Origin of the sequence: Nocardioides kongjuensis (genome assembly GCF_013409625.1) — a bacterium.
Classification (GTDB): domain Bacteria; phylum Actinomycetota; class Actinomycetes; order Propionibacteriales; family Nocardioidaceae; genus Nocardioides; species Nocardioides kongjuensis.
On record NZ_JACCBF010000001.1, the window covers coordinates 2,420,034 to 2,444,912 of the forward strand.

Annotated in this window: 27 protein-coding genes and 1 tRNA gene; 7 read left to right on the forward strand and 21 right to left on the reverse strand. The window is 72.8% G+C overall.

Translation table 11 applies throughout. The features are described from left to right. The first annotated feature begins 12 nt into the window (after positions 1-12). On the forward strand, positions 13-648 hold the full coding sequence (locus BJ958_RS29305) for a DUF4386 domain-containing protein (protein ID WP_379145620.1): 636 nt from the start codon (positions 13-15) through the stop codon (positions 646-648). Here BJ958_RS29305 and BJ958_RS11595 read toward each other — a convergent pair. The 5 genes from BJ958_RS11595 to BJ958_RS11615 all read right to left on the reverse strand — a co-directional run bounded on the left by BJ958_RS11595 (position 608) and on the right by BJ958_RS11615 (position 3,022). Then, positions 608-681, reverse strand: a tRNA-Leu gene (locus BJ958_RS11595). The two genes, BJ958_RS29305 and BJ958_RS11595, sit on opposite strands and share 41 nt — an antisense overlap. A gap of 16 nt (positions 682-697) precedes the next feature. Next, positions 698-1,264, reverse strand: a complete 567-nt coding sequence (locus tag BJ958_RS11600; RefSeq protein ID WP_179726975.1) for a peptide deformylase — start codon at positions 1,262-1,264, stop codon at positions 698-700. Beyond that, positions 1,261-1,785, reverse strand: coding sequence for a glycine cleavage system transcriptional repressor (locus BJ958_RS11605; protein ID WP_343052651.1), 525 nt, complete (start codon positions 1,783-1,785; stop codon positions 1,261-1,263). Before BJ958_RS11605 ends, BJ958_RS11600 begins: the two co-directional genes overlap by 4 nt. Positions 1,786-1,832: 47 nt before the next feature. Further along, a complete protein-coding gene (locus BJ958_RS11610) occupies positions 1,833-2,432 on the reverse strand; it encodes a hypothetical protein (RefSeq protein ID WP_179726976.1) in 600 nt (199 codons plus the stop codon). After that, a complete protein-coding gene (locus tag BJ958_RS11615; RefSeq protein WP_179726977.1) occupies positions 2,429-3,022 on the reverse strand; it encodes an RNA polymerase sigma factor in 594 nt (197 codons plus the stop codon). The genes BJ958_RS11610 and BJ958_RS11615 overlap by 4 nt, the downstream gene beginning before the upstream one ends. A gap of 508 nt (positions 3,023-3,530) precedes the next feature. Here BJ958_RS11615 and BJ958_RS28520 point away from each other — a divergent pair. After that, positions 3,531-3,656 carry a hypothetical protein gene (locus tag BJ958_RS28520; protein WP_273520582.1) on the forward strand — a complete coding sequence of 42 codons (126 nt, stop codon included), beginning with the start codon at positions 3,531-3,533 and terminating at the stop codon, positions 3,654-3,656. 15 nt (positions 3,657-3,671) lie between these two features. On the opposite strand, the gene BJ958_RS28525 is transcribed toward BJ958_RS28520, so the two are convergent. The 5 genes from BJ958_RS28525 to eno all read right to left on the reverse strand — a co-directional run bounded on the left by BJ958_RS28525 (position 3,672) and on the right by eno (position 8,692). After that, the gene (locus BJ958_RS28525; RefSeq protein WP_179726978.1) at positions 3,672-5,042 is read right to left on the reverse strand and encodes a helix-turn-helix domain-containing protein; all 1,371 of its coding nucleotides are present in this window, start codon (positions 5,040-5,042) and stop codon (positions 3,672-3,674) included. A 279-nt stretch (positions 5,043-5,321) separates the two neighbouring features. Beyond that, positions 5,322-6,263, reverse strand: a complete 942-nt coding sequence (locus tag BJ958_RS11625) for a Ppx/GppA phosphatase family protein (RefSeq protein ID WP_343052652.1) — start codon at positions 6,261-6,263, stop codon at positions 5,322-5,324. 16 nt (positions 6,264-6,279) lie between these two features. Then, positions 6,280-6,789: a DUF501 domain-containing protein gene (locus tag BJ958_RS11630; RefSeq protein ID WP_179730126.1), complete on the reverse strand. Its 510-nt coding sequence runs from the start codon at positions 6,787-6,789 to the stop codon at positions 6,280-6,282. Between the two features lie 8 nt (positions 6,790-6,797). Then, the gene (locus tag BJ958_RS11635; protein WP_273520585.1) at positions 6,798-7,397 is read right to left on the reverse strand and encodes a septum formation initiator family protein; all 600 of its coding nucleotides are present in this window, start codon (positions 7,395-7,397) and stop codon (positions 6,798-6,800) included. Positions 7,398-7,414: 17 nt separating this feature from the next. Next, positions 7,415-8,692: a phosphopyruvate hydratase gene (gene eno, locus BJ958_RS11640; protein WP_179726979.1), complete on the reverse strand. Its 1,278-nt coding sequence runs from the start codon at positions 8,690-8,692 to the stop codon at positions 7,415-7,417. A 139-nt stretch (positions 8,693-8,831) separates the two neighbouring features. Between eno and BJ958_RS11645 the strand changes: the two genes are divergently transcribed. Then, positions 8,832-9,227, forward strand: coding sequence for a DUF202 domain-containing protein (locus BJ958_RS11645; protein WP_218865711.1), 396 nt, complete (start codon positions 8,832-8,834; stop codon positions 9,225-9,227). Here BJ958_RS11645 and BJ958_RS11650 read toward each other — a convergent pair. From BJ958_RS11650 to BJ958_RS11680, 7 genes are all read right to left on the reverse strand, one after another. After that, complete coding sequence (locus tag BJ958_RS11650) at positions 9,217-11,943, reverse strand: fumarate reductase/succinate dehydrogenase flavoprotein subunit (RefSeq protein ID WP_218865713.1); 2,727 nt, start codon at positions 11,941-11,943, stop codon at positions 9,217-9,219. The two genes, BJ958_RS11645 and BJ958_RS11650, sit on opposite strands and share 11 nt — an antisense overlap. After that, complete coding sequence (locus BJ958_RS11655) at positions 11,940-12,722, reverse strand: ABC transporter ATP-binding protein (protein WP_343052653.1); 783 nt, start codon at positions 12,720-12,722, stop codon at positions 11,940-11,942. The genes BJ958_RS11650 and BJ958_RS11655 overlap by 4 nt, the downstream gene beginning before the upstream one ends. After that, entirely contained in the window at positions 12,719-13,600 is an 882-nt protein-coding gene (locus tag BJ958_RS27825) for an ABC transporter permease subunit (protein ID WP_218865715.1), read from the reverse strand. Before BJ958_RS27825 ends, BJ958_RS11655 begins: the two co-directional genes overlap by 4 nt. Next, the gene (locus tag BJ958_RS11665; RefSeq protein ID WP_179726980.1) at positions 13,597-14,994 is read right to left on the reverse strand and encodes an ABC transporter substrate-binding protein; all 1,398 of its coding nucleotides are present in this window, start codon (positions 14,992-14,994) and stop codon (positions 13,597-13,599) included. Before BJ958_RS11665 ends, BJ958_RS27825 begins: the two co-directional genes overlap by 4 nt. An 11-nt stretch (positions 14,995-15,005) precedes the next feature. Continuing rightward, complete coding sequence (locus BJ958_RS11670) at positions 15,006-15,299, reverse strand: 4Fe-4S dicluster domain-containing protein (protein WP_179726981.1); 294 nt, start codon at positions 15,297-15,299, stop codon at positions 15,006-15,008. Then, on the reverse strand, positions 15,296-16,051 hold the full coding sequence (locus BJ958_RS29025; protein ID WP_218865717.1) for a UTRA domain-containing protein: 756 nt from the start codon (positions 16,049-16,051) through the stop codon (positions 15,296-15,298). Before BJ958_RS29025 ends, BJ958_RS11670 begins: the two co-directional genes overlap by 4 nt. Before the next feature lie 145 nt (positions 16,052-16,196). Further along, positions 16,197-16,820: a TetR/AcrR family transcriptional regulator gene (locus BJ958_RS11680; RefSeq protein WP_179726982.1), complete on the reverse strand. Its 624-nt coding sequence runs from the start codon at positions 16,818-16,820 to the stop codon at positions 16,197-16,199. A 68-nt stretch (positions 16,821-16,888) separates the two neighbouring features. On the opposite strand from BJ958_RS11680, the gene BJ958_RS11685 reads away from it, so the two are divergent. Beyond that, complete coding sequence (locus BJ958_RS11685; RefSeq protein ID WP_343052654.1) at positions 16,889-17,815, forward strand: sterol desaturase family protein; 927 nt, start codon at positions 16,889-16,891, stop codon at positions 17,813-17,815. Beyond that, positions 17,764-18,744: a hypothetical protein gene (locus tag BJ958_RS11690; protein ID WP_179726983.1), complete on the forward strand. Its 981-nt coding sequence runs from the start codon at positions 17,764-17,766 to the stop codon at positions 18,742-18,744. The genes BJ958_RS11685 and BJ958_RS11690 overlap by 52 nt, the downstream gene beginning before the upstream one ends. A 15-nt stretch (positions 18,745-18,759) precedes the next feature. Here BJ958_RS11690 and BJ958_RS11695 read toward each other — a convergent pair whose 3' ends face one another. Next, positions 18,760-19,461: a ferritin-like fold-containing protein gene (locus BJ958_RS11695; protein WP_179726984.1), complete on the reverse strand. Its 702-nt coding sequence runs from the start codon at positions 19,459-19,461 to the stop codon at positions 18,760-18,762. A 255-nt stretch (positions 19,462-19,716) separates the two neighbouring features. Between BJ958_RS11695 and BJ958_RS11700 the strand changes: the two genes are divergently transcribed. After that, entirely contained in the window at positions 19,717-21,189 is a 1,473-nt protein-coding gene (locus BJ958_RS11700; protein ID WP_179726985.1) for a DEAD/DEAH box helicase, read from the forward strand. Positions 21,190-21,589: 400 nt separating this feature from the next. Here BJ958_RS11700 and BJ958_RS11705 read toward each other — a convergent pair whose 3' ends face one another. The 3 genes from BJ958_RS11705 to BJ958_RS11715 all read right to left on the reverse strand — a co-directional run bounded on the left by BJ958_RS11705 (position 21,590) and on the right by BJ958_RS11715 (position 24,079). Next, on the reverse strand, positions 21,590-22,435 hold the full coding sequence (locus tag BJ958_RS11705) for an exonuclease/endonuclease/phosphatase family protein (RefSeq protein WP_179726986.1): 846 nt from the start codon (positions 22,433-22,435) through the stop codon (positions 21,590-21,592). Between the two features lie 106 nt (positions 22,436-22,541). Next, the gene (locus BJ958_RS29030; protein WP_179726987.1) at positions 22,542-23,282 is read right to left on the reverse strand and encodes a L,D-transpeptidase family protein; all 741 of its coding nucleotides are present in this window, start codon (positions 23,280-23,282) and stop codon (positions 22,542-22,544) included. A 5-nt stretch (positions 23,283-23,287) separates the two neighbouring features. Then, positions 23,288-24,079 (reverse strand): ParA family protein, encoded by a 792-nt coding sequence (locus BJ958_RS11715; RefSeq protein ID WP_179726988.1) that lies wholly within the window; start codon positions 24,077-24,079, stop codon positions 23,288-23,290. Positions 24,080-24,117: 38 nt separating this feature from the next. On the opposite strand from BJ958_RS11715, the gene BJ958_RS11720 reads away from it, so the two are divergent. Beyond that, complete coding sequence (locus BJ958_RS11720; protein ID WP_179726989.1) at positions 24,118-24,879, forward strand: SDR family NAD(P)-dependent oxidoreductase; 762 nt, start codon at positions 24,118-24,120, stop codon at positions 24,877-24,879.

The window sequence follows — 24,879 nt, forward strand, 5'->3', positions numbered from 1 at the left end:
CGGATCGCCGGCGTGCTCTACCTCGTCACCCACGTCACCTCGGTCCTCGCCCTCGTCGCCTACGGCGACGGCCGTGACCCCGTCGCCGTCAGGGCCGGCATCGTCCTCGAGCTGGGCCTGGCCCTGGGCTGTGCCGGCACCGGAGTGCTGCTCGCCCAGGTCCTGTCGCCGTTCGGCCCCGCCCGGGCGCAGGCCTTCGCCCAGCTGCGCGCCGTCGAGGCGGCGGCGATCGTCGCCGGCACACTGCCCATGGCGGTCGTCGCCGACACCGGCCGCCCCACCGACGACCTCATCGCGCTCCACGCCGCAGCCTTCCTGCTCGGCCAGGGACTGGTGATCGGCGTCAACACCCTCGTGCTGGCGTCACTGCTCTGGTCGTCCGGGTTCGTCGGTCGCAGACTGGCTGGGCTGGGCCTCGTGGGCGGCTGCCTCGTCCTCGCCAGTGACCTGGCCCAGCTGTTCGCGCTCATCCCTGCGCGCGGCGCGGTGGCAGCGGGGTGCGCCGTACCCATCTTCGCCTTCGAGCTCTGGTTCGCGCTGACCCTCATCGCCGGGCGCGGGCGGCCCGCCCGCGCGTCAGCGGCCGCGACACACGGCGAGCTCGAGGTGCCCCCGCTGGGGCTCGAACCCAGACTGGGCCGCTTTTAAGGCGGCTTCCTCTACCGATTGGGATACGGGGGCCGTTCCTGCAGGACGCCTACAGGTAGGTCTGGCGAGGATAGATCGCGTGCGCGCCGGCGACCCGGTCGAGGAACAAGAACCCGTCGGTGTGGTCGATCTCGTGCTGCAGCGCCCGCGCCTCGAACGCATCGGTCGCGAACGACACGGTCTCACCCGTCCCCGGCAGCTGACCACGCACCGTCAGGCGCGACGCCCGCTTCACGTCGCCGGTGAGGTCGGGGACGCTCATGCAGCCCTCGCGGGCCTTCTCGTTGCGGCTGGACTCGACGACCTCGGCGTTGCACAGCACGAAGGTGCCGTGGCGCGTGCGGGTCTTGGGGTGCTCGGTGACGTCGACGCAGAACACCCGGACACCGACGCCGACCTGGTTGGCGGCGAGGCCGACGCAGCCGGGGCTGACCCGCATGGTCGCGACGAGGTCCGCGGCCAGCTGCACGACGTCGGCGGCCGTCGGGTCGACGTCGGCACCGCGAGCCGACAGCACCCCGTCCGGAGCCCGTACGACGTCCAGCACCCTGCCGTCGACGCCGAGCTCGGTCTCGGACCAGCCTGCGACCCGGGCGCTCCCCTGCTCCGACGTCACAGCTCGTCGGCCTCGGCAGGGCGCAGCGTGGCCGTGACACCGAGCCGCTCGGCCGAGGCGCGGATGGCTCCCTCGACCGCGCTGACGTCGGAGCCGGCCGGGAGGTCGAGCTCGGCGACGAGCAGGTAGAGGTCCCCCGCGAGGCGGGTGGTGAGGTCGGTGATGTTGCCCCCGGCCGCGGCGACCTCGGCGACGACGGCCGACACGATGCCCGAACGGTCGCCGCCGTGCACGGTCAGCACCCAGGCGCTGCCTCCGGCTGCGGGCGCGGGCGCGTCGGTCACCGGGCGGACCGCGACGTCGAGGTCGCCGTCGGCGGCGAGCGGCGCGAGGGCCCGCTCGATGGCCGCCGCGTCGGAGCCGCCTCGGCACAGCAGCATCATCGCGAAATGACCCCGCAGCAGGGTCATCGTGGAGTCCTCGATGTTGAGCCCGAGCTCCGCGAGGCCGGCCGTGGTGGCGGCGATGATGCCGGGACGGTCGTGGCCGAGGACGGTGACGGCGTACAGGTCGGTGCTCACGCCGGCATCATCCCAGCGGGCCCGGCCGAGCGCGCGTGGGGACCGGCTCAGAGCCGGAGGTCGAGCACGGCGCGGACCCGCGTGGACCCGGAGGTCAGCCAGAGCTCGTCGACCTCGACCGGCAGGCCGCGTGCCCGGAACCGGCCGTCGCGCGCGCTGTGGAGCGCCCGCCGCAAGGTGCCGCTCGCCAGGAAGGCGAGGTCCACTCCCCACGAGTCGGCGGGCAGCAGGACGAGGCCCTCGACGTCGACCTCACCCCTGCCGGTCGTCGTGGCGTCCAGGACGAAGCGACCCAGCTCGCTCTCGAAGGCCCGGTGCACGCCGCGCCCGGCACGGGACGGCTCGCCCGACGGCGCGCCACCCGACCGGGCGTCGTACAGCAGCGTCGCGTCGGACCAGTCGCGGTCGCGACGGGCCCCGTGCAGGCGGTCGAAGATCCCCCGCAACCGACCACCGAGCTCGGGCGGGGGTTGCTCCAGGGGCATCGAGGATGCGCCGTCGACGAACGCGAGGATCCACTCGACGCTCTCCAAGGTCAGCGGGTCACCCTCGGCGACGAACGACGCCACCGCCTCGGCCTCCCCGGTCCCCAGCCGCCCGTCGAGCCAGTCGACGAGCTCGGTGAACGTCGGCCGGACGGTCCTCACTCCTCCTCCATGATCATCCGCAGCTCCTGGAGGCAGCGGCCGCGCACCGGCCCGATGGTCGCGGCCGGGTGGCCGAAGCGAGACGCGACCGCCGCGTGCCTCGGCGCCGCCCCCTCGAAGTACAAGGCGACGAGGAGCTCGCGGCTCGTGCTGCCGAGGGCGGACAGCGCGTCGTGGAGCGCGGTGACCACCTCCCAGTCGGCGAAGGGGTCGGCCAGGGGGTCGACGACGGGCTCGTGCCCGTGGATGGTGCGGGTGCTCCACACGTGCCGGCGGGCCATGGTCATCAGCCAGGAGGCGAGCCGCAGGTCCTCGGGCAGCCGGTGGAGAGCGTCGAGCAGGGCAGCGAACGTCGCGTGCGTGACGTCCGCCGCGTCCTCGGCATCGAGCCCTCCGCGCCGGGCGACGGTGTAGACGAGGCGTTCGTAGCGCTCGACCACCTGCGCCCACGCGTCCCGCTCACCGCGGCGGCACCCCTCCAGGAGATCGGAGTCCGTCACCACGCCGTCGCGGCGACGCGGTGGCCCAGCGGCGCGGACCGCGGCCGGCTGCGTCGCGGCCCGCGTCAGCCCCTCACTCAATGTCGTCATGCTGTCCCCCAGGACATGAAGGAACGCCCCGGGCGCGCTCCGGCAATGAGAAACCGGGCCGCCGTCTCAGCCGTCCCGTCCTGGAGGAGCCTTGGGAACCGGGAGGGCCGGTGGCGGCCTCGGGTGCTTCGACGATAGGCGGCGGGCCCCGACGCCACAAGCGGTTCCGAACCGCGCGGAGGGGCCGCACGGAGCTACCGGACGGGACCGCGGAGGCCCCGTCCGTGGGAGCATCGCGGGCCGAGGTCGGCGCTCCCGCGCGACGCTCGTCGGCCCGCCGCGGCCCTCGCCGACCGCGGGACGCTACCTCGCGACGCACTGCCGACCACCGGGCCGGGCCGGCGTCCGCGCCTTCTCGGGCGCGGCGGCCGGAACGGGAGGCATCAGTTACCCGATGGGCATTCCGAAAATTGCCAGGATGTGACAACCTCGATGGCAAGTCTCGGGCCCCACCCCACGCACCACCCGGTCGCGACCTGCCGGCCGGACACCACCAGGAGATCCCGACATGAAGACTCGCAAGCTCCTCGCCGCCACAGCCGCCGCCCTCGCCGCGACCCTCGCCGCGACCCTGGGCGCACCGTCGACGGGCCCGTCGGTCGTGCTGGCCGACCGTCCCGCCGGCTGCTGCTGACCGGCTCCCGAGCGCCTAGGTCGAGCTGCGGACCGCGCGGCCCGCGCGGGCCCGCACGCGCAGCCCGCTGGCGCTGGCCGCCGCCTTGATGGCGGCGTGCGCCGAGGTCATCTCGCCCAGCAGCTCGAAAAGGTCCGCGAGCTCGCACCAGGCCTGCGCGACCCACCGGTCGGCCTCGGTACGCCGCGACAGCAGTCGTGCCGCCTCGTGGCACGCGGCGACGGCCTCGCGGTCGCGGCCGAGCTCGGCCAGCGCCTCCGCCTGCGCCATCGCGGCCTCGGCCGCCCCGAGCGCGGCCTCCTCCGGAGTGCTCGCTCGGGCCGCATCCGCGACCTCCAGCGCCGCCTCCGGCCGTCCGTCCATCACCAGGGCGCGAGCCAGGATCGTCTGGGCGTGCGCGACCTGGGCGAGCGACCCGCTGGAGGCCTGCAGCTCCTCGGCCGCCCGCGTCGCGTGCCTGATCGCGGCGGCCACGTCCGGCGAGTCGGAGCCGAGGTTCAGGCGTCCGAGCTCGAGCCGCAGGTAGGCGAGGTTGCGAGCGTCCTGGCCCTCCCCGAGCAGTGCGAGCGCCCGGTTCGCCAGGCTCAGCGCCGACTGCGTCTCGCCACGCTCGGAGTAGGCGATGCTCGCGTTCCAGTAGGCGGCACTGCGCGCGACGGGCGACGCCATCTCCTCGGCGAGCTCGATCGTCTCGGTGCAGATCCGCGTGGCGCGGCTGAGGTCACCGCGCTCGATGTGGGCGAGGGCGACCGTCATCACGAGCTGGACGGCCTCGTCGGTCCGCTCGAGACCGCCCTCGACGATGGCGGGCCTGATCCGGTCACCGACCTCGATGGCGAGGGCGAGGTCGCCCGCCTCGCGGTAGCAGCGGCTCAGCGCGATGCCGCACCGGATGGCCGCGATGCCGCCGACCTCGGCGAGCAGCGCCTCGAGCTCACGGATCGCGTCGTCCAGCTGGCCCATCGACTCCAGCGACCGAGCCAGGACGAAGCGCCCCTGGGCGATCAGGTCGGTGAGCGAGGCGCCCTCGGCGCGGCTGAGCGCTGCCCGGGCCTGGCGCTCGGCGTCGAGGGCCTCGCCGTTCTCCAGGGCGAGCTCGGCATAGCTCAGGCCGAGCCGGATCTCGTCGACCTCCTCGGCCGAGGCGCCGGTCAGCAGGTCCACGACCGGGAGCCCGAGCCGCTCGGCGAGGACGGTGAGAGCCGTCAGGGTCGGACGCCGGCCACCGGACTCGATGCGCGACACGTAGCCCACGGAGTAGGTCCCGGCGGCCAGGTTGGACTGGTTCATGCCGAGTGCCCGCCGGGCAGCGCGCACACGAGCACCGAGAACGACCGGGTCGACCGTCCTCAGCAGCTCCTCGCACCGCGTGTCGGCTTGACTCATCACCCAGAATACTAGGCGAATTCTCGGCCGTTCCACGGACAAATCTCGAGAAGTGTGCCGTTGGGGAGGCGGGTCGGTGTGGGCGCCGCGAGCCTCGCCGAGGGCGTCCTCGGTCGGGCGCACGGGACCCGCGGGAGGCTGCTCGAGCACCACTCCCGGGACCGCGTCGGGACGGTCGTTCGACGTCCCCGCGAGGGCCGTCGGACGGCCCGATCGCCCCTCGGAGGCCGAAAGTAAAATTTTCGGCGGAACGGTCGATCGGGCTCCCCCGCGCGGCGCTCACGCCACGAGCGACCAGGCGATCCCGTCGAGGATGTCGGTCTCGGCGACGACGATCTCGCCCACGGAGAGGCGCTGCAGCACACGGGCGGCGATGAGCGCGCCCGCGTCGATCACGTCGGCCCGCCCGGGATGCATCCAGCCCAGGCCACGGCGCTCGGCAACGGTCATCGTGAGCAACCGGTCGACCTGCGCCAGCACGTCGGGCACGGCGAGCACGCGCGCGTGGATCAGGTCGCGGTCGTAGGCGGCCAGGCCGAGCGTCCCGGCGGCGATCGTGGTGTTGGTGCCGGCAACGGCGATCACGGACCGGGCAGCGGCCGGGTCGACCGGGCAGGCGTCGAGCGCGGCGTCGATGTCGGCGACGACCGCGGCGATCTCGTCGGCGGTGATCGGGTCGTGGCGCACGTGCCGCTCGTGCAGCCGCACCGAGCCGATGTCCATCGAGTGAGCAGCGGTGGGTCCGGTCGCCGGGTCGCCGAGGATCAGCTCGGTGGAGCCGCCGCCGATGTCGACGACCAGTGCCGGGCCGTCCACCGCGACCGAGGCGGCGGCGAGCCCGCGGACCGCGCCGTCGAAGGCCAACCGGGCCTCCTCCTCGCCCGAGAGCACCTCCGGATCGATCCCGAGCCGGGCGTGCACACCGGCGGTGAACTCGGCGGCGTTGGCCGCGTCGCGGGTCGCGGAGGTCGCGCAGAACCGGATCCGGTCGGGACCCACACCGGCCTCGTCGACGATCGTGGCGATCTCGTCGATGGCCGCCCAGGCCCGCTCGAGCGCCTCGGGAGCGAGCCGACCGGTGGCGTCGACACCCTGACCGAGCCGGATCATCCGGCTCTCACGACGCACGCCGTCGGGGTCACCCTGCGGATCGCCGACGAGCAGCTTGATGGTGTTGGTGCCGCAGTCGATCGCGGCGACCGCGCCTCGATGGGTGCCCACCCGTTCCTCGCGAGCCCTACTCGGCGATCTCAGGGGACACGCACGGCCCCTTGGCCCACCACTCGCCGAGGATCTCCAGCACCTCGTCACCGAGGGGGTTCACACCGGGGCCGGCGGCAAGCGCGTGACCGGCGAGGACGTGGAGGCACTTGACCCGGTCGGGCATCCCGCCCGCGGAGATGCCCTCGATCTCGGGGACGTCGAACCCGCCCGCCGCACCGATGGCGGCGCGGTCGGCGAGGTAGGCCTCGTGCGCCGCCCGGTAGGCCGCCGCCAGCTCGGGGTCGGTGCCGAGCCGCTCCTGCATCTCGCGCATCAGGCCGGAGGCCTCGAGCGTGCCGATCCTCGAGTTCACCCGCGGGCAGGTCAGGTAGTAGGTCGTCGGGAACGGCGTCCCGTTGGGGAGCCGAGGCTCGGTGGCGACCACGTCGGGGTTGCCACACGGGCAGCGGTGCCCGATCGCGTGCACGCCGCGCGGAGGCCTCCCGAGCTGGGCCGCGATGACCGCCTCGTCGCTGCTGGTCATGGCGTCGCTCACTGCTCGAGGTCCTCCTTGGGAGCCTTGATCTCGTCCTTGGGGTCGCGCACCTTCGTCGGCGGGTTGCCGGCGATCTTCATGGAGTCCCACACGTCGTCGTACCAGACCCGCTTGTCGGGGTCGGCGACCTTCGAGGGATCGCCGAGCTCGGCCGAGGCGTCGAGCGGGTTGCCGTTGGCGTCGACCACGACGAACGGGGTCTCGCCCTTGGCGACGTAGCCGAACCGCGCCCGGGCCTGCTGGGCGACGTACGCCGGGTCCTCCCAGCGCTTCTTCTCGTCGCGCAGCTCGTCGATCTTGGCCTCGCGCTGGGAGATCTGCGCCTCGAGCGCGTTGATGTTGCCGCGCTGCTGCAGGTAGGCCCGCAGCGAGGAGGCGTAGGAGACGGCCAGGACCGCGAGGACGAGCACCAGGATCGCCGCGCGGCTGGTCAGCCGCGCCTTGTGCTGGTGCTCCTTGCGGGCCCGGACCAGGGCCGCCTCGCGCTCACGGGCGGCCTTCTTGCGCTCGGCCTTGAGCCGCTCGGCGTACCGCGGCCCGGACCGCCCCGAGACGGGGCGGCCGGGTTTGCGGGACGTACGGCGGTCGTCGGCCACGACGGTCTCCTGAGGACTCAGCCCTGGTAGCGCGGGAAGGCGCCGGCGCCGGCGTAGCGGGCGGCGTCGCCCAGCTCGTCCTCGATGCGCAGGAGCTGGTTGTACTTGGCGACCCGCTCGGACCGGGCCGGGGCGCCGGTCTTGATCTGGCCGCAGTTGGTCGCGACCGCGAGGTCGGCGATCGTGGTGTCCTCGGTCTCGCCCGAGCGGTGGCTCATCATGTTGCGGTAGCCGCTGCGGTGGGCCAGCTCGACGGCGTCGAGGGTCTCGGTGAGCGAGCCGATCTGGTTGACCTTGACCAGCATCGCGTTGGCCTGGCCACCGGCGATGCCGCGCTGCAGGCGCTCGACGTTGGTGACGAACAGGTCGTCGCCGACCAGCTGGGTCTTGGTGCCGAGCTCGTCGGTGATGGCCTTCCAGCCGTCCCAGTCGTCCTCGTCGAGGGGGTCCTCGATGCTGACGATCGGGTAGCTCGCGACCAGGTCGGCGTAGTAGGCGATCATCTCGGCGGCGGACTTCTTCTCGCCCTCGAACAGGTAGCCACCGTCCTCGAAGAACTCCGAGGCGGCGACGTCGAGCGCGAGGACGACGTCCTTGCCGAGCTCGTAGCCGGCCTTGGCGATCGCCTCGGCGATCAGGTCGAGCGCGGCGCGGTTGGACTCGAGGTTGGGCGCGAAGCCGCCCTCGTCGCCGACGCCGGTGGCGAGGCCCTTGTCCTTCAGCACGGACTTGAGCGCGTGGTAGACCTCCGCGCCGACGCGCAGCGCCTCGCGGAAGGTCGGGGCACCGATCGGCGCGATCATGAACTCCTGGATGTCGACGTTGGTGTCCGCGTGGGCACCGCCGTTGAGGATGTTCATCATCGGGACCGGCAGCAGGTGGGCGTTGGGGCCACCGACGTAGCGGTAGAGGGGGAGGTCGGCCGAGTCCGCCGCCGCGCGGGCGACGGCGAGCGAGACGCCGAGGATCGCGTTGGCGCCGACCTGGGCCTTGTTGGGGGTGCCGTCGGCCTCGAGCAGGGTCTGGTCGATCAGCCGCTGGTCGGCCGCGTCGAGTCCCTCGATGGCCGGGCCGAGCGCCTGGATCACGGCGTCGACGGCCTTCTGGACGCCCTTGCCGACGTACCGGTCGCCGCCGTCACGCAGCTCGACGGCCTCGAAGGCACCGGTGGAGGCGCCGCTGGGCACTGCTGCCCGGGCGAAGGACCCGTCGTCGAGGAGGACCTCGACCTCGACGGTGGGGTTGCCGCGGGAGTCGAGGATCTCGCGGGCTCCGACGGCTTCGATCGCTGCCACGTGTACTGCTCCTGGAGTCGGGGACGGGCTGTCGGCTCAGTCAGCCCACGCCAGCCTAGACCGCCCCGGGTGCGGTTCCCGGCAGCACCCACCGGGCGTGGGACACGGGCTGCCGCTCCCGCTGCGGCATGCTGTGGCCGTGGCCGCACCCGATCACCCCGAGGTGACCCCTCGCACCCGTCGCCGCCCGCACCGCGTGTACGGCGTGGGCCGGGACCCCGAGCACCGCGACTCGCTCGCCAACGAGCGCACCTTCCTGGCCTGGGTGCGGACCTCGCTGGCGCTCGTGGCGGGCGCGGTGGCCGTCAGCTCACCGGCCCTGGAGTTCTCCCTGACTGCACGCCTGGTGCTCTCGCTCGGGCTGGTGCTGGTGGCCGGCGTGGCCCTCGGCGTCGGCTGGCACCGCTGGACCCGCACCGAGATCGCGATGCGCACCGGCGGCACGCCGCCGGGGTTCACCGGCGGCATGGTCGTGCTCGGCGCGATCGGCCTGCTGATGGCCGGCGCGCTGGCGAGCGCGATCATCAGGCACTGACCGCCCGGGCACCGGTGAGCGCGAGCCGGGCGTGGGCACGGACGTCGGCGTCGTCGTCCTTCGTCGCGCGCTCGAGCACCTCGGCGACCTCGTCGTGCCCGGCGAAGGTGCCCAGCGCGATGACCGCGGCCTTGCGGACGTCGGCGTGCGTGTCCTGGGCCAGCACACCCAGCGGGCCGACGCCGTCGGACTCGGCGGCCGCGACGAGGCCGCGGGCCGCACCCACCCGGACCTGCCACTCGGGTGCGGCGGCGCCGGCGACGGCGAGTGAGACCAGCTCGGCTCCCCCACCGACGCCGGGGACGGCCTCGAGCGCGGCCGCGCGGACCAGGGGGTCGGGGTCGCGCGCCACCCGGGACAGGACCGGGCCGGCCGTGGGCCCACCGACGGTGCCGAGGCCGTGGGCGACGAGCACCCGCACCTCACGGGAGGGGTCGTCGGCGAGCCCGGCCAGGCCCTCGACGTCGTCGAGCGAGACGAGGGCCCGGACGGCCTGCTGACGCACCCGGGTCTCGGGGTCGCCGGCCGCGGCACGGAAGACGGTCCGGTCGCCCAACCGCAGCGCCCGCAGCACGTCGACCGCCACCGCCCGCGCGGCCGGGTCGTGCGCCCGGCAGGCGGCCACGAGCGCGGCCCGGCTGTCGTCGTCGGCCGGGAGCACCTCGACCAGCTCTCGCAACGCGGCCACGGCAGCACTGCGCACTCCCCCGTCGGGATCCTCCATCGCGCCGGTCAGCAGGCCGACCACGCCGGCCGGGACGACCTCGGTGACCACGCCGACGGCGGCGCGGCGGACCTGGGGGTCGGGGTCGGCGGTGAACGCGCGCAGGGTGGCGAGGTCGGGCGCCTGGTCGACCAGCGCCAGCAGCTCCAGCATCCGGGGCGAGTCGCCACCGGGCGTGGCAGGGGCCGCAGCCGCAGCGTGCCCCACGACGGCGGACACCTCGGGCTCCACGACCGCGATCACGGCGACGTCACGCGGGGCCGCGGCCGGGATGGCCACGTCCTCGACCGGGACGACGTAGTCGGCGACCGGGCGTCGCACGAACTCCATGGCGCCGTCGGCCCGGCGTCGGACGTTGAGGTGGAAGAACCAGCTGTCGTCGTCGCGGGCCGGCAGGTCGGCACGCTGGTGGTAGAGCCCCCAACGGGACTCCTCGCGGACCAGGGAGGCGCGGGCCGCGAGCTCGGCGCAGTCGCGGATGAAGTCGACCTCGGCACACCGCATCAGCTCGTGCGGGGTGCGGGCGCCCATCTGGTCGAGCTCGCCACGCATCCGGGTGAAGGTCTCGACGGCGATCTCCAGCTTCTTGCCGGTCTTGGGAGGTGCGACGTAGTCGTTGACGAAGCGGCGCAGCTTGTACTCGACCTGCGGCTGCGGCGGCCCGTCGGGGTTGCGCAGCGGTCGGTAGACGAGTGCGTGGGCGGCGGCGACCTGGTCGTCGGGCAGCGCGGCCCGCTCGGCGGGGAGGTTCGCCGCGGCGTCGGCTCCCGCGAGGTCGCCGAAGACGAAGGCGCCGATCATGTAGTTGTGCGGCACGCACGCGAGATCCCCGGCGGCGTACAGCCCGGGAACGGTCGTCCGGGCGTTCTCGTCGACCCACACCCCGGACGACGAGTGTCCGCCGCACAGGCCGATCTCGGAGATGTGCATCTCGACGTCGTGCGTGCGGTAGTCGTGGCCGCGGCCCGCGTGGAAGGTGCCGCGGGTCGGGCGCTCGGTGTGGTGGAGGATCCCCTCGAGCTCGGTGATCGTCTCGTCGGGCAGGTGGCTGAGCTTGAGGTAGATCGGGCCGCGGGCCGAGTCGATCTCCTCCTTCACCTCGGCCATCATCTGGCCCGACCAGTAGTCGCAGTCGACGAACCGGTCGCCGTCGGCGTTGACCTGGTAGCCGCCGAACGGGTTGGCGACGTAGGCGCAGGCCGGACCGTTGTAGTCCTTGATCAACGGGTTCACCTGGAAGCACTCGATGCCGCTGAGCTCGGCGCCCGCGTGGTAGGCCATCGCGTAGCCGTCACCGGCGTTGGTGGGGTTCTCGTACGTTCCGTAGAGGTAGCCCGAGGCCGGCAGACCGAGGCGGCCGCACGCGCCGGTGGCGAGGATGACCGCGCCGGCCGAGACCGTCACGAACTCCCCGCTGCGGGTGTCGAAGGCGGCGGCACCGACGGCCCGGCCACCGGAGGTGAGGACGCGGACCGGCATCAGCCGGTTCTCGATGCGCAGCCGCTCGCGGACCTCCCGCTTGCGCATGACGCGGTAGAGGACCTTCTTGACGTCCTTGCCCTCGGGCATCGGCAGCACGTAGGAGCCGGAGCGGTGCACGCGGCGCACCGCGTACTCGCCGTACTCGTCCTTCTCGAACTTCACGCCGTACTTCTCGAGGCGCTGCACCATCGCGAAGCCGCGGGTCGCGGTCTGCTGGACGGTGGCCTGGTTGACGATGCCGTCGTTGGCACGGGTGATCTCGGCGACGTAGTCGTCGGGCTCGGCCTTGCCGGGGATGACGGCGTTGTTGACGCCGTCCATGCCCATGGCGAGGGCTCCCGAGTGGCGCACGTGCGCCTTCTCGAGCAGCAGCACGTCGGCGCCCGCCTCGGCCGCGGTGATCGCAGCCATCGTGCCCGCGGTGCCGCCGCCGATGACGAGCACGTCGCAGGTCAGCTCGCGACGCTCGGCGAGGTCGGGGATCGCCATGGGGAGGGTGGACGTGCTCACGCGACGTGGGTTCCTTCCTGGATGGGGGCCAGCGACTGGGTGCGGCCCAGGCTGGCGATCAGCTCGGCCCGGAAGTCCGGGCCCGGCGGGCGATCGGTGTCCCGCGGGTGCTCGACACGGTGCTCGGAGACGACGCCCTCGCGGCCGAGGACGACGATCCGGTCGCCGAGCCGGATCGCCTCGTCGACGTCGTGGGTGACGAAGACGACGGTGCAGCGCGAGGCCTGCCAGGCGTCGATGAGCAGGCGCTGCATGGAGGCGCGGGTCTGGGCGTCGAGCGCGCCGAACGGCTCGTCCATGCAGATCACGCTGGGCTCGGTGGCCAGGGCGCGGGCCAGCTGGACCCGCTGGCGCATGCCGCCGGAGAGCTGGCCGGGCAGGCGGTCGGCGTACCTGCCGAGGCCGACACGCTCCAGCCAGTCGGTGGCACGACGGCCGCGCTCGGCGCGGGAGACCCCCTGGAGGGCGAGGCCGAGCTCGACGTTGCGACGCGCGCTTCGCCACGGCAGCAGCGCGTCCTCCTGGAAGACCAGGGTGCGCTCGGCGGCGGTGCCGCGGACCGGCCGGCCGCCGGCGAGCAGCTCCCCGGACAGGGGGCGGACCAGGCCGACCACGGCGCGCAGCAGGGTGGACTTGCCGCAGCCGGAGTGGCCGAGCACGACGAGGATCTCGCCGGGGGCGACCTCGAGGTCGACGCCCTCGAGGATCGCCTCGCCGGCGTAGCCGAGGGACAGGTCACGGGCCTGGACCGCGGGCACGGCGGTGGGTACGGCGCTCACAGGGACTCCTTCTGCGCGGACGAGAGCCACCGGGTCATCCGGCGGCCGACCAGCTCGACGACGCCCGAGGTCGCCCAGCCGATGGCACCGATCGAGAGCATCCCGACCAGGACGTGCGGGTAGTCGACGATCGTGTAGGCCTGCCAGGTCCGGTAGCCGAGACCGAAGTCGCCGGAGATCATCTCCGCCGAGATCACACAGATCCACGCGACACCCATGCCGACCGACAGGCCGCCGAAGACGCCGGGCACGATCCCGGGCAGCACGACGTTGCGCAGCACCTGGAGCCGCGAGGCACCCATCGTGAGCAGCGCGTCCTCCCACACCGTCGGCAGGGCGCGCACGGCGTGCCGGGTGCTGACCAGGATCGGGAAGAAGGCCGCGGTGGCGGTGATGAACACGATCCCCTGCTCGTTGGTGGGGAACAGCAGGATCGCCACCGGCACCAGCGCGATCGCAGGGATCGGACGGGCGATCTCCAGCAACGGTTGGAGCAGGTCGGCGAGCAGCCCCGAACGGGCCAGCAGCACGCCGAGCCCGATGCCGAGCACCGACGCGATCGCGAACCCGCTGAGGATCCGGACCACGCTCTGGAGCAGGTCCTGGTAGTACAGCGACGTCCCGAGCTGCACGCGGAAGGCGTCGAACACCTCAACCGGGCCCGGGATCCGGTTGAAGCGCAGCCACAGCACCACGTCGCGCTCGGTCAGCAGCTCCCACACCAGGACGGCGGCGGTGACCGACGCGAGCCGCAGGCCCCAGCGCCGGGCCCGGCGAGCAGCCTCGCCGGGCCGGCGCCCCCGCCGCGGGGTCGTGACGGGCACGAGCTGCGCGGGTGCGTGCGCAGTCGCGGCGGGAGTCTCGAGCTGAGTGGTCACCTCACGGCTCCGAGCGCCTGGTCGAAGGTGAGCTGCTTCGTGCCCGGGTGCGCCTTCGCGTACTCGTCACGCGACTCGACGGTCGCGAAGGGCAGCAGCTTCTCGCCGTCGCTCAGCCAGGTCATCCGGTCGGCGAACCATCGGGTGCCGGTCACCGCGTCGGGCACGTACGACGCGCGCACGGTGCCGCCCTCGGCCCGCACCGCGGCCACGTTGCGCAGCAGGCAGGCCGGGTCGGCCACCGGGCGCGGCTCGTCCTCGCCCTGGACCCACACCTCCCCGGCGACGCTCGCGTCGCCGACAGGCGTGCCGCAGACGGCGTCGGTGCCGGTGATGGCCGCGGCGTTGGCGGTCGTGGCCGCGCGGGCGTCGTACTCCTTGCCGAGGACCTTGCGCAGCGGGCCGTCGTCGACGAACGCGGCGAGGTCGAGCGGCTCCTCAAGGACGCCGATCTGTCGCAGGAACGGCACGTCGTGCTCCAGGGCGGCGACCTGGCTGTCCTTGATGGTGGTGTCGAAGGTCGAGATCCCGTTGCGGCCGTTGTACAGGTAGACCACCTCGACCGGGAGGCCGGTCGCCTCGGCCACGAGCTCGGCCGCCTCGACGGGATGCTGGTGCAGGTAGTCGGTCGCGTCCGCCTGGGCCGCGAGGAAGGCCTGGACCACCTCGGGGTGCTCGGACTCGAACTGGTTGCGCACGACCGTGCCGTGCAGCGTGGGCAGGTCGAGCCGGCCGCCGTCGTAGACGAGGCGCGCGTCGTCGCGGAAGGCGAGCAGGCCGGGCCAGGCGACGAACTGGGACACGGCGTCGACCGAACCGCCCTGGAGCGAGGAGGCGCCGACCGCGGGGTCCTGGTTCTCGACCTTGATCGCGTCGGGCGCCAGACCGGCCTGCTCGATGGCCTGGACGAGGGTGCCGTGGCCGGCGGAGCCGACGCTGGCGGACACCTCGCCACCGGCGAGGTCCTCCAGGGTGCGGACCTTCGAGTCGGCGCCGACCACGACGCCGTTGAGCGCTCCGTGCGGGTTGTAGCCGGTGACCGCGACCATCGACGTGCCGTCCTCCCCCGTGCCGGCACGGGAGCCGTTGATGAGCAGCGGGTAGTCGCCCATCGAGCCGATGTCGATCTTGCCGGCCACCATCTGCGCGGTGATCGGCGCGCCGGTGTCGTAGTCCTGCCACTCCACCCGGAGGTCCGGGTCGATCTTTCGCAGCCGCTCCTCGAAGTAGCCGCGCTCACGCAGCAGCGTGCCTGCGGTGACGGTGTTGATGGTCTTCGACTGGTAGCCGATGACGATGGTCTCGCCGCTCGCCTCCGCCCCGCCGACCGCGCACGCGCTGAGTCCCGGGGCGAGCAGGCCGAGGGCGGCGACGGCGCCAAGGGTCTTCTTCATGATCGGGTCCTTCATCGCAGCAGGTAGGGGATGTTGACGGTCACCGCGCCGGTCGGGCAGCGGTCGGCACACGGGCCGCAGTACCAGCACTCGTCGACGTGCATGTAGGCCTTGTTCGTCTCCGGGTCGATCGCGAGCGCGTCGAGCGGGCAGACCTCGACGCAGAGGTTGCAGCCCTCGATGCACTTGGCCTGGTCGACCTCGACGGCGACGTCGAAGCGCAGGTCCACGAGCCGGGGCCGGTACGACGCCTGCCCGGTCGCGGTGCCGTCCGAGGCGCCCTCCGTGCAACCGGCCCGGGTCATCCCACGACCTCCCCGGTCGGGCGCACGACGCTGCCGCGCATGGTCACCCGGTCTCCGCGGAACCGGATGAACTCCAGGTCGACCGGGCGCCCTCCGAGGTGCGCGAGCCGCTCCAGCATGAGCAGTGGCGAGCCCGGCGCGACGCCGAGCGTGGCCGCCGAGTGGCGGTCGGCGGCGACCGCCTCCATCACCAGGTCGGCCTTCTGCAGCCGCTCCCCCGAGAACTCCTCGAGCAGCGCGAAGACGTCGTTGCCGGTGAGGTCGGCGTCGAGCAGGCGCTCCCCGAGGTCGGCCACCACGTAGGTGAGGTCGAGCGAGAGCGGGACGCCGTCGACGAGGCGGCGGCGCTCGAGGTAGAGCACCGGGTCGCCGGGCACGATCCGCAGCCGCGCGGCGATGGCCTCGGGGGTCGGCACCAGCTGGGCGACCCGGACCTCGTTGACGACGGCGCCGTGGCCCACGAGGGTCTCGGCCAGGCCCTGCAGGTGGTCGATGCTGTGGGGGTACTTGGCCTCGACGGGCGTCGTACCGACACCGGGGACACGACGCAGCAGACCGTCCGCGTTGAGCAGTGCGAGCGCCTCACGCACGGTGTTCCGGGAGACCGCGAAGTCAGCCACGATGTCCGCCTCGCTCGGGAACGGGGCGTCGCGGAGCTCGCCGTGCAGAATCTGGAAGCGCAGGGCGTCCGCGACCTGGCGGGCGCGGTCCGCCCGGCAGCGGAGGTCGCCATCAGTGGGAGTGGTGGTCACGCCCGAAACTGTAGTTATTCGATTGACTTATCGAAAAGACGTTCCCGAAACGCCACCCGAAAAACTTCGAAGGGGCCGCTGACCTGCACAGATGCATTGCCCGGCAGGCGTTGCGCCACCTCCCCAGCGGGTCGCGGAACCCGGATCAGGCGTCCGGCGCCAGCCCGAACACCGCACCGAACAGCCGCTCGCAGCGGGCGCTCATCTCGTCGGGCGCCATCCCGGGGTGGTCGCACCACCAGGTCACCAGCGAGCCGAAGACCGTGCCCCACACCGTCGTCATCGCGTCGAGGTCGAGTGCGTCGTCGTCGCCGGACAGCGCGAGCAGCTCGCCGACGCCCTCGCGGGCCAGCTCCTCCAGGCGGCGCCGGTAGGCACCCATCAGCTCCCCGGGCCCGTCGGCGAGCGGCGCGGTCGGATCGGTGGCGACGCGCCAGGCCCAGGTGCGGCCGTCGAGGACGCGGAAGACGCCGTCGAGCGTCGCGACCGCCCGCGCCAGGCCGACGACCCCGAGCGCCGCGGTCCGCTCGATCTCGCCGATCAGGAGGTCGGAGGCCTCCCGCAGGCAGCGCTCGAACAGGCCCTCCTTGGAGCCGAAGTAGTTGTAGATGAGCGGCTTGGAGATGCCCGCCTCGTGCGCGACGTCGGCCACCGAGGTGGCGGCGAACCCGCGCTCGCCGAAGACCCGGCCGGCGACCTCGAGGATCTGCTGCTCGCGATCCGCGCGCGCGACGCCCTTGGTCCCGGAGCGGCGAGGCGACGACGTCATGCAGATCACCCTACCCAGCGAATTGACCCTGTAGTAACTTACCCAAGAGTCATATCGAAGGAGCTCCCGTGCACGACCTGCTCGACCCGATGAGGAACCCGGTGACCTACGCCGTCCCGTTCTTCGTGCTCAGCGTCCTCGTCGAGCTGGCGGCGCTGAGGTGGCTCGACCACGACGACAACGTCACCGGCTACTCCCTCAAGGACGCCCGCACGTCGATCTCGATGGGGATCGGCTCGCTGTTCTTCCTCACCGTCTTCAAGGTCGGCACCTTCGTCGTCTACTCCGCGGTCTCGACCCACCTGGCGCCGTACCACCTGCCCACCGACACCTGGTGGTACTGGGTCCTGCTGCTCGTCGTCCTCGACCTCGCCTACTACTGCAACCACCGGTTCGTACACCGGGTCAACATCGGCTGGGCGGCCCACCAGGCGCACCACTCGAGCGAGTACATGAACTTCGCGACGGCGCTGCGCCAGAAGTGGAACCCGTGGTTCGAGTTCTTCTTCTGGCTGCCGCTGCCGTTCCTCGGCTTCGCGCCGTGGACGCTCTACGTCGCGTTCTCGATCAACCTCGTCTACCAGTTCTTCGTGCACACCGAGACGATCGACCGGCTCCCGCGCCCGATCGAGCTGGTCCTCAACACCCCGTCGCACCACCGCGTGCACCACGGCTCCGACCCGGAGTACCTCGACAAGAACTACGCCGGGATCCTGATCGTCTGGGACCGGATGTTCGGCACCTTCCAGCCCGAGCGCCAGCGCCCGACGTACGGGCTCACCAAGCCGGTCGACACCTACAACCTGATCACGCTCGAGTACGGCGACTACGCGGCGATCGTCCGCAAGGTGCGGGCGGCGAAGGACTGGCGTGAGCGACTCGGCCACCTGTTCGGGCCTCCGGGCTGGACACCGCCGAGCGCGCCGGGCCTACCCTCCCTGTCATGCGCCGACCCCCACGCACGGCGATCGGAGCCCTCGCCGCAGCAGTCCTGATCGGACTCCTGCCGTCCGCGGCCGCCGACACCGGTGCAGGCGGCCCGAGGCTCAAGGGCTGCCCGGTGTTCGGTGCCGACAGCTGGTGGAACACCGACATCCGGGCCCTGCCCGAGCATCCCCGCAGTGCCCAGTGGCTTGCGCACATGTCGACCGAGCGCGACCTGCACCCCGACTTCGGCCCGTCGTTCGGCGAGGGCCCCGACTACGGCATCCCGATCACCGTGGTCCGCAGGCGGCACCCGCGGGTGCGGGTGCACTTCGGGTACGCCGCGGAGAGCGACCGGGTGCGGTACCCGCTCGGCGCCGACACCCGCATCGAGGGCGGTCGCAACGCCGACGGCGACCGGCACGCGATCGTCGTCGACCGCGACCGCTGCCGGCTCTACGAGACCTGGTCCACCCGAGCGCGCAACGGTCGCTGGTCGGCCGGCTCGGGTGCGGTCTGGTCCCTGCGCTCCCACCAGCTGCGCCCCGACGGCTGGACCTCGGCCGACGCGGCCGGCCTGCCGATCCTGCCGGGCCTGCTGCGCTGGTCGGAGGTGCGGTCGGGGCGGGTGCGGCACGCGATCCGGTTCACGACCGACCGCACCGCCCGGGAGCACCTGTGGCCCGCCCGGCACGACGCCGGCTCGGCCGACGGCGCGGCGTACCCGCCCATGGGCGCGCGGTTCCGGCTGCGCGCCGACTTCAGCACCGACGGCTTCTCGCAGCACGCGCGCACCGTCATCGAGGCGATGAAGACCTATGGCCTGGTCCTGGCCGACAACGGCTCGCCGTGGTACTTCCAGGGCGAGCGTAACGCGCACTGGCCGAAGCGGCTGATCGCCGACCTCAAGCGGGTCCCGGCCTCGGCCTTCGTCGCCGTGGACAGCTCCTCGCTGATGGTCGCGCCGGACTCGGACCAGGCTCGCCCACCCGGTTCGTAGCGGGACGCGGCGGGGTCAGGCCTCGAGCCCGAGCTCGGCCATCCGGGCCATGTGCCGCTCGGTGAGCCGGGTGAACATCCGGCCCATCGCGGCCAGGTCGAGACCGGGTCGGTCGACGCCACCGGCGAGCAGCGCGGTGAGGGCGTCGCGGTCGGCGGCGACCCGCTGGGCCTGGGTCAGCGCCTCCCCCATCAGGCGGCGGCCCCACAGGGCCAGCCGCCCGCCGAGCCGGGCGTCCTCGGCGATGGCGGCACGGACGCGGTCGACGACGAAGGTGGCGTGGGTGCCCTCCTCCATCGAGGAGACGACCAGGTCGCGGGTCTCGGGGTCGAGGTAGGCCGCGATCTCGCGGTAGAAGTCGTTGGCGAGCCCGTCGCCGACGTACGCCTTGACCAGGCCCTCGTACCAGTCGGCCGGGGCCGTGTGCAGGTGGAAGGCGTCGAGCGGCTCGCGGAACGGGACCATCGCCTCGAACGGGTCGGCGCCGAAGGCACGGATCCGGTCGTGGAGGGCGTGCACCTTGGTCAGCTCGCCGCTCGCCATGGTGGCGAGGTCGACCTTGTCGGCCAGGCTGGGCGCCAGCTTGGCGTCCTCGGCGAGGCGCTCGAAGGCCGAGATCTCGCCGTACGCGATCGCGCCCAGCAGGTCGACGACGGCCTCGCGGTAGGCCGGGTCGTCGTCGGCGGAGGTGGGGGTCGCGGCGGCGGATTCAGCCATGCGCTGAGCGTACAAGTAGACTCGATCACGGTGAGAGCCTGCCCGCACCCTCACGGGAGCGTCGCCGGCCCGCCCGGGCACCCGCCCACGTATGTGCGCGGCTGAGTGTGAACAGCCGCATTGATCTGGCGCCATGCCGACCGGCTGACGACACTCACGAAAGCGAACAGAACACTGACTTCCAACGACACCACCGCTGCGTCCACCACCGAGACCGACGCGGCGGCGGCCCCCACGTTCCGTGACCTCGGCGTGATGCCGAAGATCTGCGACGCGCTGGAGCGGGCCGGGATCACCCACCCCTTCGCCATCCAGGAGATGACCCTCTCCGTCGCGCTGATGGGCACCGACCTGATCGGCCAGGCGCGCACCGGCACCGGCAAGACGTTGGCCTTCGGCATCCCGGTGATCCAGCGCAGCGTCGCCCCGAGCGACCCCGACTACTCCGAGCTGCCCCAGGGCAAGCCCCAGGCGCTGATCGTGGCCCCGACCCGCGAGCTCGCGATCCAGGTCTCCAGCGACCTCGAGATCGCCAGCCGCGACCGCGGGCTGCGCGTGCTCACCGTCTACGGCGGTGTCGGCTACGAGCCGCAGATCGAGGCCCTCGAGACGGGCGTCGACATCGTCGTCGGTACGCCGGGCCGCCTGATCGACCTGGCCAACCGCAAGGTCCTCGACCTCTCCCACGTGCACGCGCTGGTCCTCGACGAGGCCGACGAGATGCTCGACCTGGGCTTCCTGCCCGACGTCGAGAAGCTGCTCCGGCTCACGCCCGAGACCCGCCAGACGATGCTGTTCTCGGCGACCATGCCGTCCGCGATCGTCGCGCTGGCCCGCATGCACATGCGCCACCCGATGAACATCCGCGCCGAGTCGTCGTACGAGAACGCGACGGTGCCCGCCACCGCCCAGTTCATCTACCTGGCCCACGACCTCGACAAGCCGGAGATCCTCGGTCGCCTGCTGCAGGCCGAGGACGCCGACAAGATGATCGTGTTCACCCGCACCAAGCGCCAGGCCCAGCGCGTCGCCGACGACCTCGTCGAGCGCGGCTTCAAGGCCAGCCCGCTGCACGGCGACATGGCGCAGGTCGCGCGCGAGAAGGCGCTGACCAAGTTCCGCGAGGACAAGATCAAGGTCCTCGTCGCCACCGACGTCGCCGCCCGCGGCATCGACGTCTCCGGCGTCAGCCACGTCGTCAACTACACCTGCCCCGAGGACGACAAGACCTACGTCCACCGGATCGGCCGCACCGGCCGCGCCGGCGCGTCGGGCATCGCGATCACGCTGGTCGACGCGACCGACGTGCACCGCTGGAAGATGATCAACAAGGCGCTCGACCTGCCCTTCGACGAGCCGCTCGAGACCTACTCGACCTCCGAGCACCTCTACCACGACCAGGGCATCGCCCCCGGCACGAAGGGCCGGATCGCTCCTCCGGCCCCGCCGGCTCCCAAGGGCGAGCGGTCCGAGCGCTCGGGCGAGCGGTCCGAGCGGCGGCCGAGCGAGCGCAACCGCACGCGCACCCGGACCCGCACCCGCGGCGGCAAGCCGGTCGAGGAGGGTGCCGAGTCGTCGGCCCCGGCCGCGAAGGCCGCCGAGGGCGGCGAGGGTACGCCGGCCGAGGGCGGCGAGCGTCCGGCCAACCGCAACCGGCGGCGTCGTCGCCGCAGCAGCGGTGCCGGCAACAGCGGCGCCACCGCCACGGCGGAGACGCCGAGCGCCTGAGCGGGGTACCCGCACCAGAGCGAGAGAACAGAAGGAGCCCGGGCAGCGCCCGGGCTCCTTCTGCGTGCGTGGGGTCAGCCGGCCCGAGCTGGTCTCGTCGCGCCGCCCGCCGTTTCTGCACGGAGGAGCGAGCGAGGAACGAGCGAGCGGGGAAGGAAGAAACGGCGTTGGCAGGCGGCGCGACATGCGCTAGCGAAGCGAGCGCCCAGCCAACAGAGCCACCCACGCCGCACACCGGCCCGAGCCGGTCTCGTCGCGCCGCCCACCGTTTCTGCACGGAGGAGCGAGCGAGGAACGAGCGAGCGGGGGAGGAAGAAACGGCGTTGGCAGGCGGCGCGACATGCGCGAGCGAAGCGAGCGCCAAGACGAAGGAGCGGGCTCCTTCGGCGTGCGTGGGGGGTCAGGCGGGCTGGGGCTCGACCCAGACGTTGCCGACGACCACGGGGTGGTCGCTGATGCCGTTGTAGACCTTGGCGTAGTCGCTGAACTTCGTGCCCGTCCAGGTGGCGAGCATCCAGTCCGGGCCGGCCTTCGGCGGTACGGGGCAGGGGTTCTTCTTGGTGCCGCCGAGCGAGACCAGGTCGGTGGCCCGGGCGACGCGCTGGCAGAACTCGACGCGCTCGTTCATGTCGCCCATGACCAGCACCGGCTGGCCCTTGGCGCCGAGCCGCTTGATGAGCTTGATCTCACGCACGGTCGAGACGTCGCGCTCGTGCTCGAGGCCGCCGGGGGCGTTGTGGATCGCGACGACGTACAGGACCCGCTTGGTGGCACGGTTCTTGAGCTTGACCCACGGGATCGCGCGCATCTTGCCCATCGACGGGCGGTAGATCTGGCCCTTGTCGATCTCGTCGAACTCGTCGGTCTTCCAGGCGACCTGGATGGCGCCGCTGAAGTTGTCGAGGGTGCGGCGCGGCCAGAACTTGAAGCGCGGCAGGCGCTTGCGCAGCACCTTGAGCTGGGACTGGTGGACCTCCTGGAAGGCGACCACGTTGCGCTTGCGCTCCTGCACCTGGGTGGCCGCTGCGTTCGCGCGGCCGAGGCCGCCGGGGGCCATCGAGGCGGTGAGGATGTTGAAGGTCATCGCGCGGACCTCGAAGCCGCCGCCCTTCTGGGTCGCGGGGGCCGGGACCGGCTCCGGCGCGGCGGCGGACGCGGTCTGTGCGTGTGCCAGCGAGGCGCCGAGGGCGAGGACCAGCAGCGCGGTGCAGATCTTGACGAGGTGCTTTCCGTACGTGGCGAGCATCCGGGCACCCTAGGCAGAGGCCCCCCGGCAGGGGCAAATCGGCCCGGCCGCCGTCGTGGGGCTGCCGGTGCCTCCGTGGCGGAGGGGACTGCTGGGACGGTCGGGCTCAGGCCGTGACGACGACCGTGGTGCCGACGGGGGCGAAGTCCCACAGCGCGATCGCGTGGGGACGGTCCTGCCGGATGCAGCCGTGCGAGAGCGGCGTACCGAGCTGCGCCCGGGTCTGCACCGGCTTGCCGTCGTCGACCGGGATGGTGTGGAAGCCGATCGCGGCGCCCTCGTTGCCGTGGGTGAACCGGACGAAGTACTCCATGGTGCCGGAGTCGTCGACGCCGACGGCGTGACGGCTGCGGGAGTAGACGGCGTAGGTGCCGGGGTCGAGGTTGTCCTCGACGCTGCCCGAGACGCGGTAGGTGAGGGCGACGTCGCCGTCGCCGTCGACCAGCCAGACGCGCTGGCGGCCCTCGCTGAACACGATCCGGCGGCCGGTCCCCGAGCGGGCGGGCAGCTCGGTGGACTCGGAGAGCGCCGCGATCCGGGTGCTCGCGTCGGCCAGGTCGCCGGTCACCGGCTCGTCGGGCTCCGGGGTGTCCTTCGCGGTCGCCGCCGCCGGTGTGGTCGGGTCGGCGGCGCTCGTCGTGGCGCCGGGGCTCGCGGCGGCCGGCTCCTCCGGCTCGCCGGGGAGCAGGCCGAAGCCACCCGCCACCGCGACGACGGTCACGGTGAGGGCGGCGGCGACGGCGGTGATCCGGCCGTAACGCGGTCGCGCCGGCGCGGCGCGACGCCGGCCGGCGGGCTGCCGGGCGCGGTGTCGCCCGTCGTCGCGGCGGGCGGCGTGCTTCGACACCGCGCTCAGCGTGCCGATCGGGCGAGCAGGGAGGCGGCGACCTCGCGGTACGCCTCGGCTCCCTTGCTGGTGCGGCTGGTCGCGAGGATCGAGCGGCCCGCGGCCGGCGCCTCGGCGAACTTGATGGTCTTGGGGATCGGCGGCTCGATGACGTCGAGCTCGTAGGTCTCCGAGATGGTGTCGAGCACCGCGCGGGCGTGGTTGGTGCGGCCGTCGTACAGGGTCGGCAGGACGCCCCACACCGCGAGGTCGCGGTTGGTGAACCGGCGTACGTCGTGCACGGTGTCGAGCAGCTGGCCGACGCCGCGGTGGGACAGGGTCTCGCACTGCAGCGGGATGAGGACGCCGGTCGCGGCGGTGAGCGCGGCGACGGTGAGCACGCCGAGGGACGGCGGGCAGTCGAGCAGCACCCAGTCGTAGCTGCGCCCGCTCGCCTGGAGGTCCTCCATCACGCCGCGCAGGACGTGCTCGCGACCGGTGCGGGTCAGCAGGTCGGCCTCGGCCCGGGCGAGCTCGATGGTGGCCGGCAGCAGGTCGACGCCGTCGTCGGTCTCCAAGATCACCTCCTCGACCGCGGTGCCCTTGGTCAGCACGTGGTGCACCGACAGCTCGAGGTCCTCGGGGTCGATGCCGAGCGAGAACGTGAGGCACGCCTGGGGGTCGAGGTCGACCAGGAGCACGGACTGGCCACGCTCGGCCAGGGCCGCCCCGATCGACGCGACACTGGTCGTCTTCGCGACGCCGCCCTTCTGGTTGGCGACAGCGAGGATCGTGGGAGCCGCCTGCACGCTGTTCATCGGGACCATCATGCCCGATCGGGCCCTAGGGTTGCGGCATGCCCACAGCTCTCGTGACCGGCGCCACGGCCGGTATCGGCCTCGAGTTCGCCCGCCAGCTCGCCGGCCGCGGCGACGACCTGGTCCTGGTGGCCCGCGACGAGGCCCGGTTGGCCGCCGTCGCCGCCGAGCTGCGGTCGTCGTACGGCGTCGGTGTGGAGGTCCTCCCCGCCGACCTGACCGCGGCCGACGCCCTGGCTCGGGTCGAGGCGCGGCTGGCGGACCGGTCCGCCCCGGTCGACCTGCTGGTCAACAACGCCGGCTTCGGCCTCAAGGAGCGCTTCTTGGACAACCCGGTCGACGTGGAGCAGGCCCAGCAGGACGTGCTGGTGCGCGCGGTGCTGCGGCTGACCCATGCGGCGCTCGGCGGCATGGTCGAGCGTGGCCACGGCGGCGTGATCAACGTGTCGAGCGTCGCGGCCTTCCTCCCCCGCGGCACGTACAGCGCGGCGAAGGCCTGGGTGAACTCGTTCAGCGCGTGGGCGCACCAGGAGTACGCCGCCCAGGGCGTCACCGTGATGGCGCTGTGCCCGGGCTTCGTGAGGACCGAGTTCCACCAGCGCCTCGGCATCGACCGCGACGCGTCGGCCCCGAGGCTGCTGTGGCTCGAGCCGGACCGCCTGGTCCGCGATGCCCTCGCCGACTTCGACCGCGGCCGGGCGATGTCGATCCCCTCGAAGCGCTACAAGGCGATCGTCACCGCCAGCCGACTGGTCCCCCGCTCGGCCCTCCAGCGCCTGCAGTCCCTCGGCCGGAAGTAG

Coding starts and splice junctions, on each gene's coding strand:
- BJ958_RS28520 (WP_273520582.1), top strand. CDS start 3,531: ATGAAGACTCGCAAGCTCCTCGCCGCCACAGCCGCCGCCCTCGCCGCG.
- BJ958_RS11680 (WP_179726982.1), bottom strand. CDS start 16,820: ATGACGTCGTCGCCTCGCCGCTCCGGGACCAAGGGCGTCGCGCGCGCG.
- BJ958_RS11720 (WP_179726989.1), top strand. CDS start 24,118: ATGCCCACAGCTCTCGTGACCGGCGCCACGGCCGGTATCGGCCTCGAG.
- BJ958_RS11695 (WP_179726984.1), bottom strand. CDS start 19,461: ATGGCTGAATCCGCCGCCGCGACCCCCACCTCCGCCGACGACGACCCG.
- BJ958_RS11615 (WP_179726977.1), bottom strand. CDS start 3,022: ATGACGACATTGAGTGAGGGGCTGACGCGGGCCGCGACGCAGCCGGCC.
- BJ958_RS28525 (WP_179726978.1), bottom strand. CDS start 5,042: ATGAGTCAAGCCGACACGCGGTGCGAGGAGCTGCTGAGGACGGTCGAC.
- BJ958_RS11670 (WP_179726981.1), bottom strand. CDS start 15,299: ATGACCCGGGCCGGTTGCACGGAGGGCGCCTCGGACGGCACCGCGACC.
- BJ958_RS11665 (WP_179726980.1), bottom strand. CDS start 14,994: ATGAAGAAGACCCTTGGCGCCGTCGCCGCCCTCGGCCTGCTCGCCCCG.
- BJ958_RS11700 (WP_179726985.1), top strand. CDS start 19,717: ATGCCGAAGATCTGCGACGCGCTGGAGCGGGCCGGGATCACCCACCCC.
- BJ958_RS11715 (WP_179726988.1), bottom strand. CDS start 24,079: ATGAACAGCGTGCAGGCGGCTCCCACGATCCTCGCTGTCGCCAACCAG.
- BJ958_RS11705 (WP_179726986.1), bottom strand. CDS start 22,435: ATGCTCGCCACGTACGGAAAGCACCTCGTCAAGATCTGCACCGCGCTG.
- BJ958_RS11630 (WP_179730126.1), bottom strand. CDS start 6,789: ATGACCAGCAGCGACGAGGCGGTCATCGCGGCCCAGCTCGGGAGGCCT.
- BJ958_RS11690 (WP_179726983.1), top strand. CDS start 17,764: ATGCGCCGACCCCCACGCACGGCGATCGGAGCCCTCGCCGCAGCAGTC.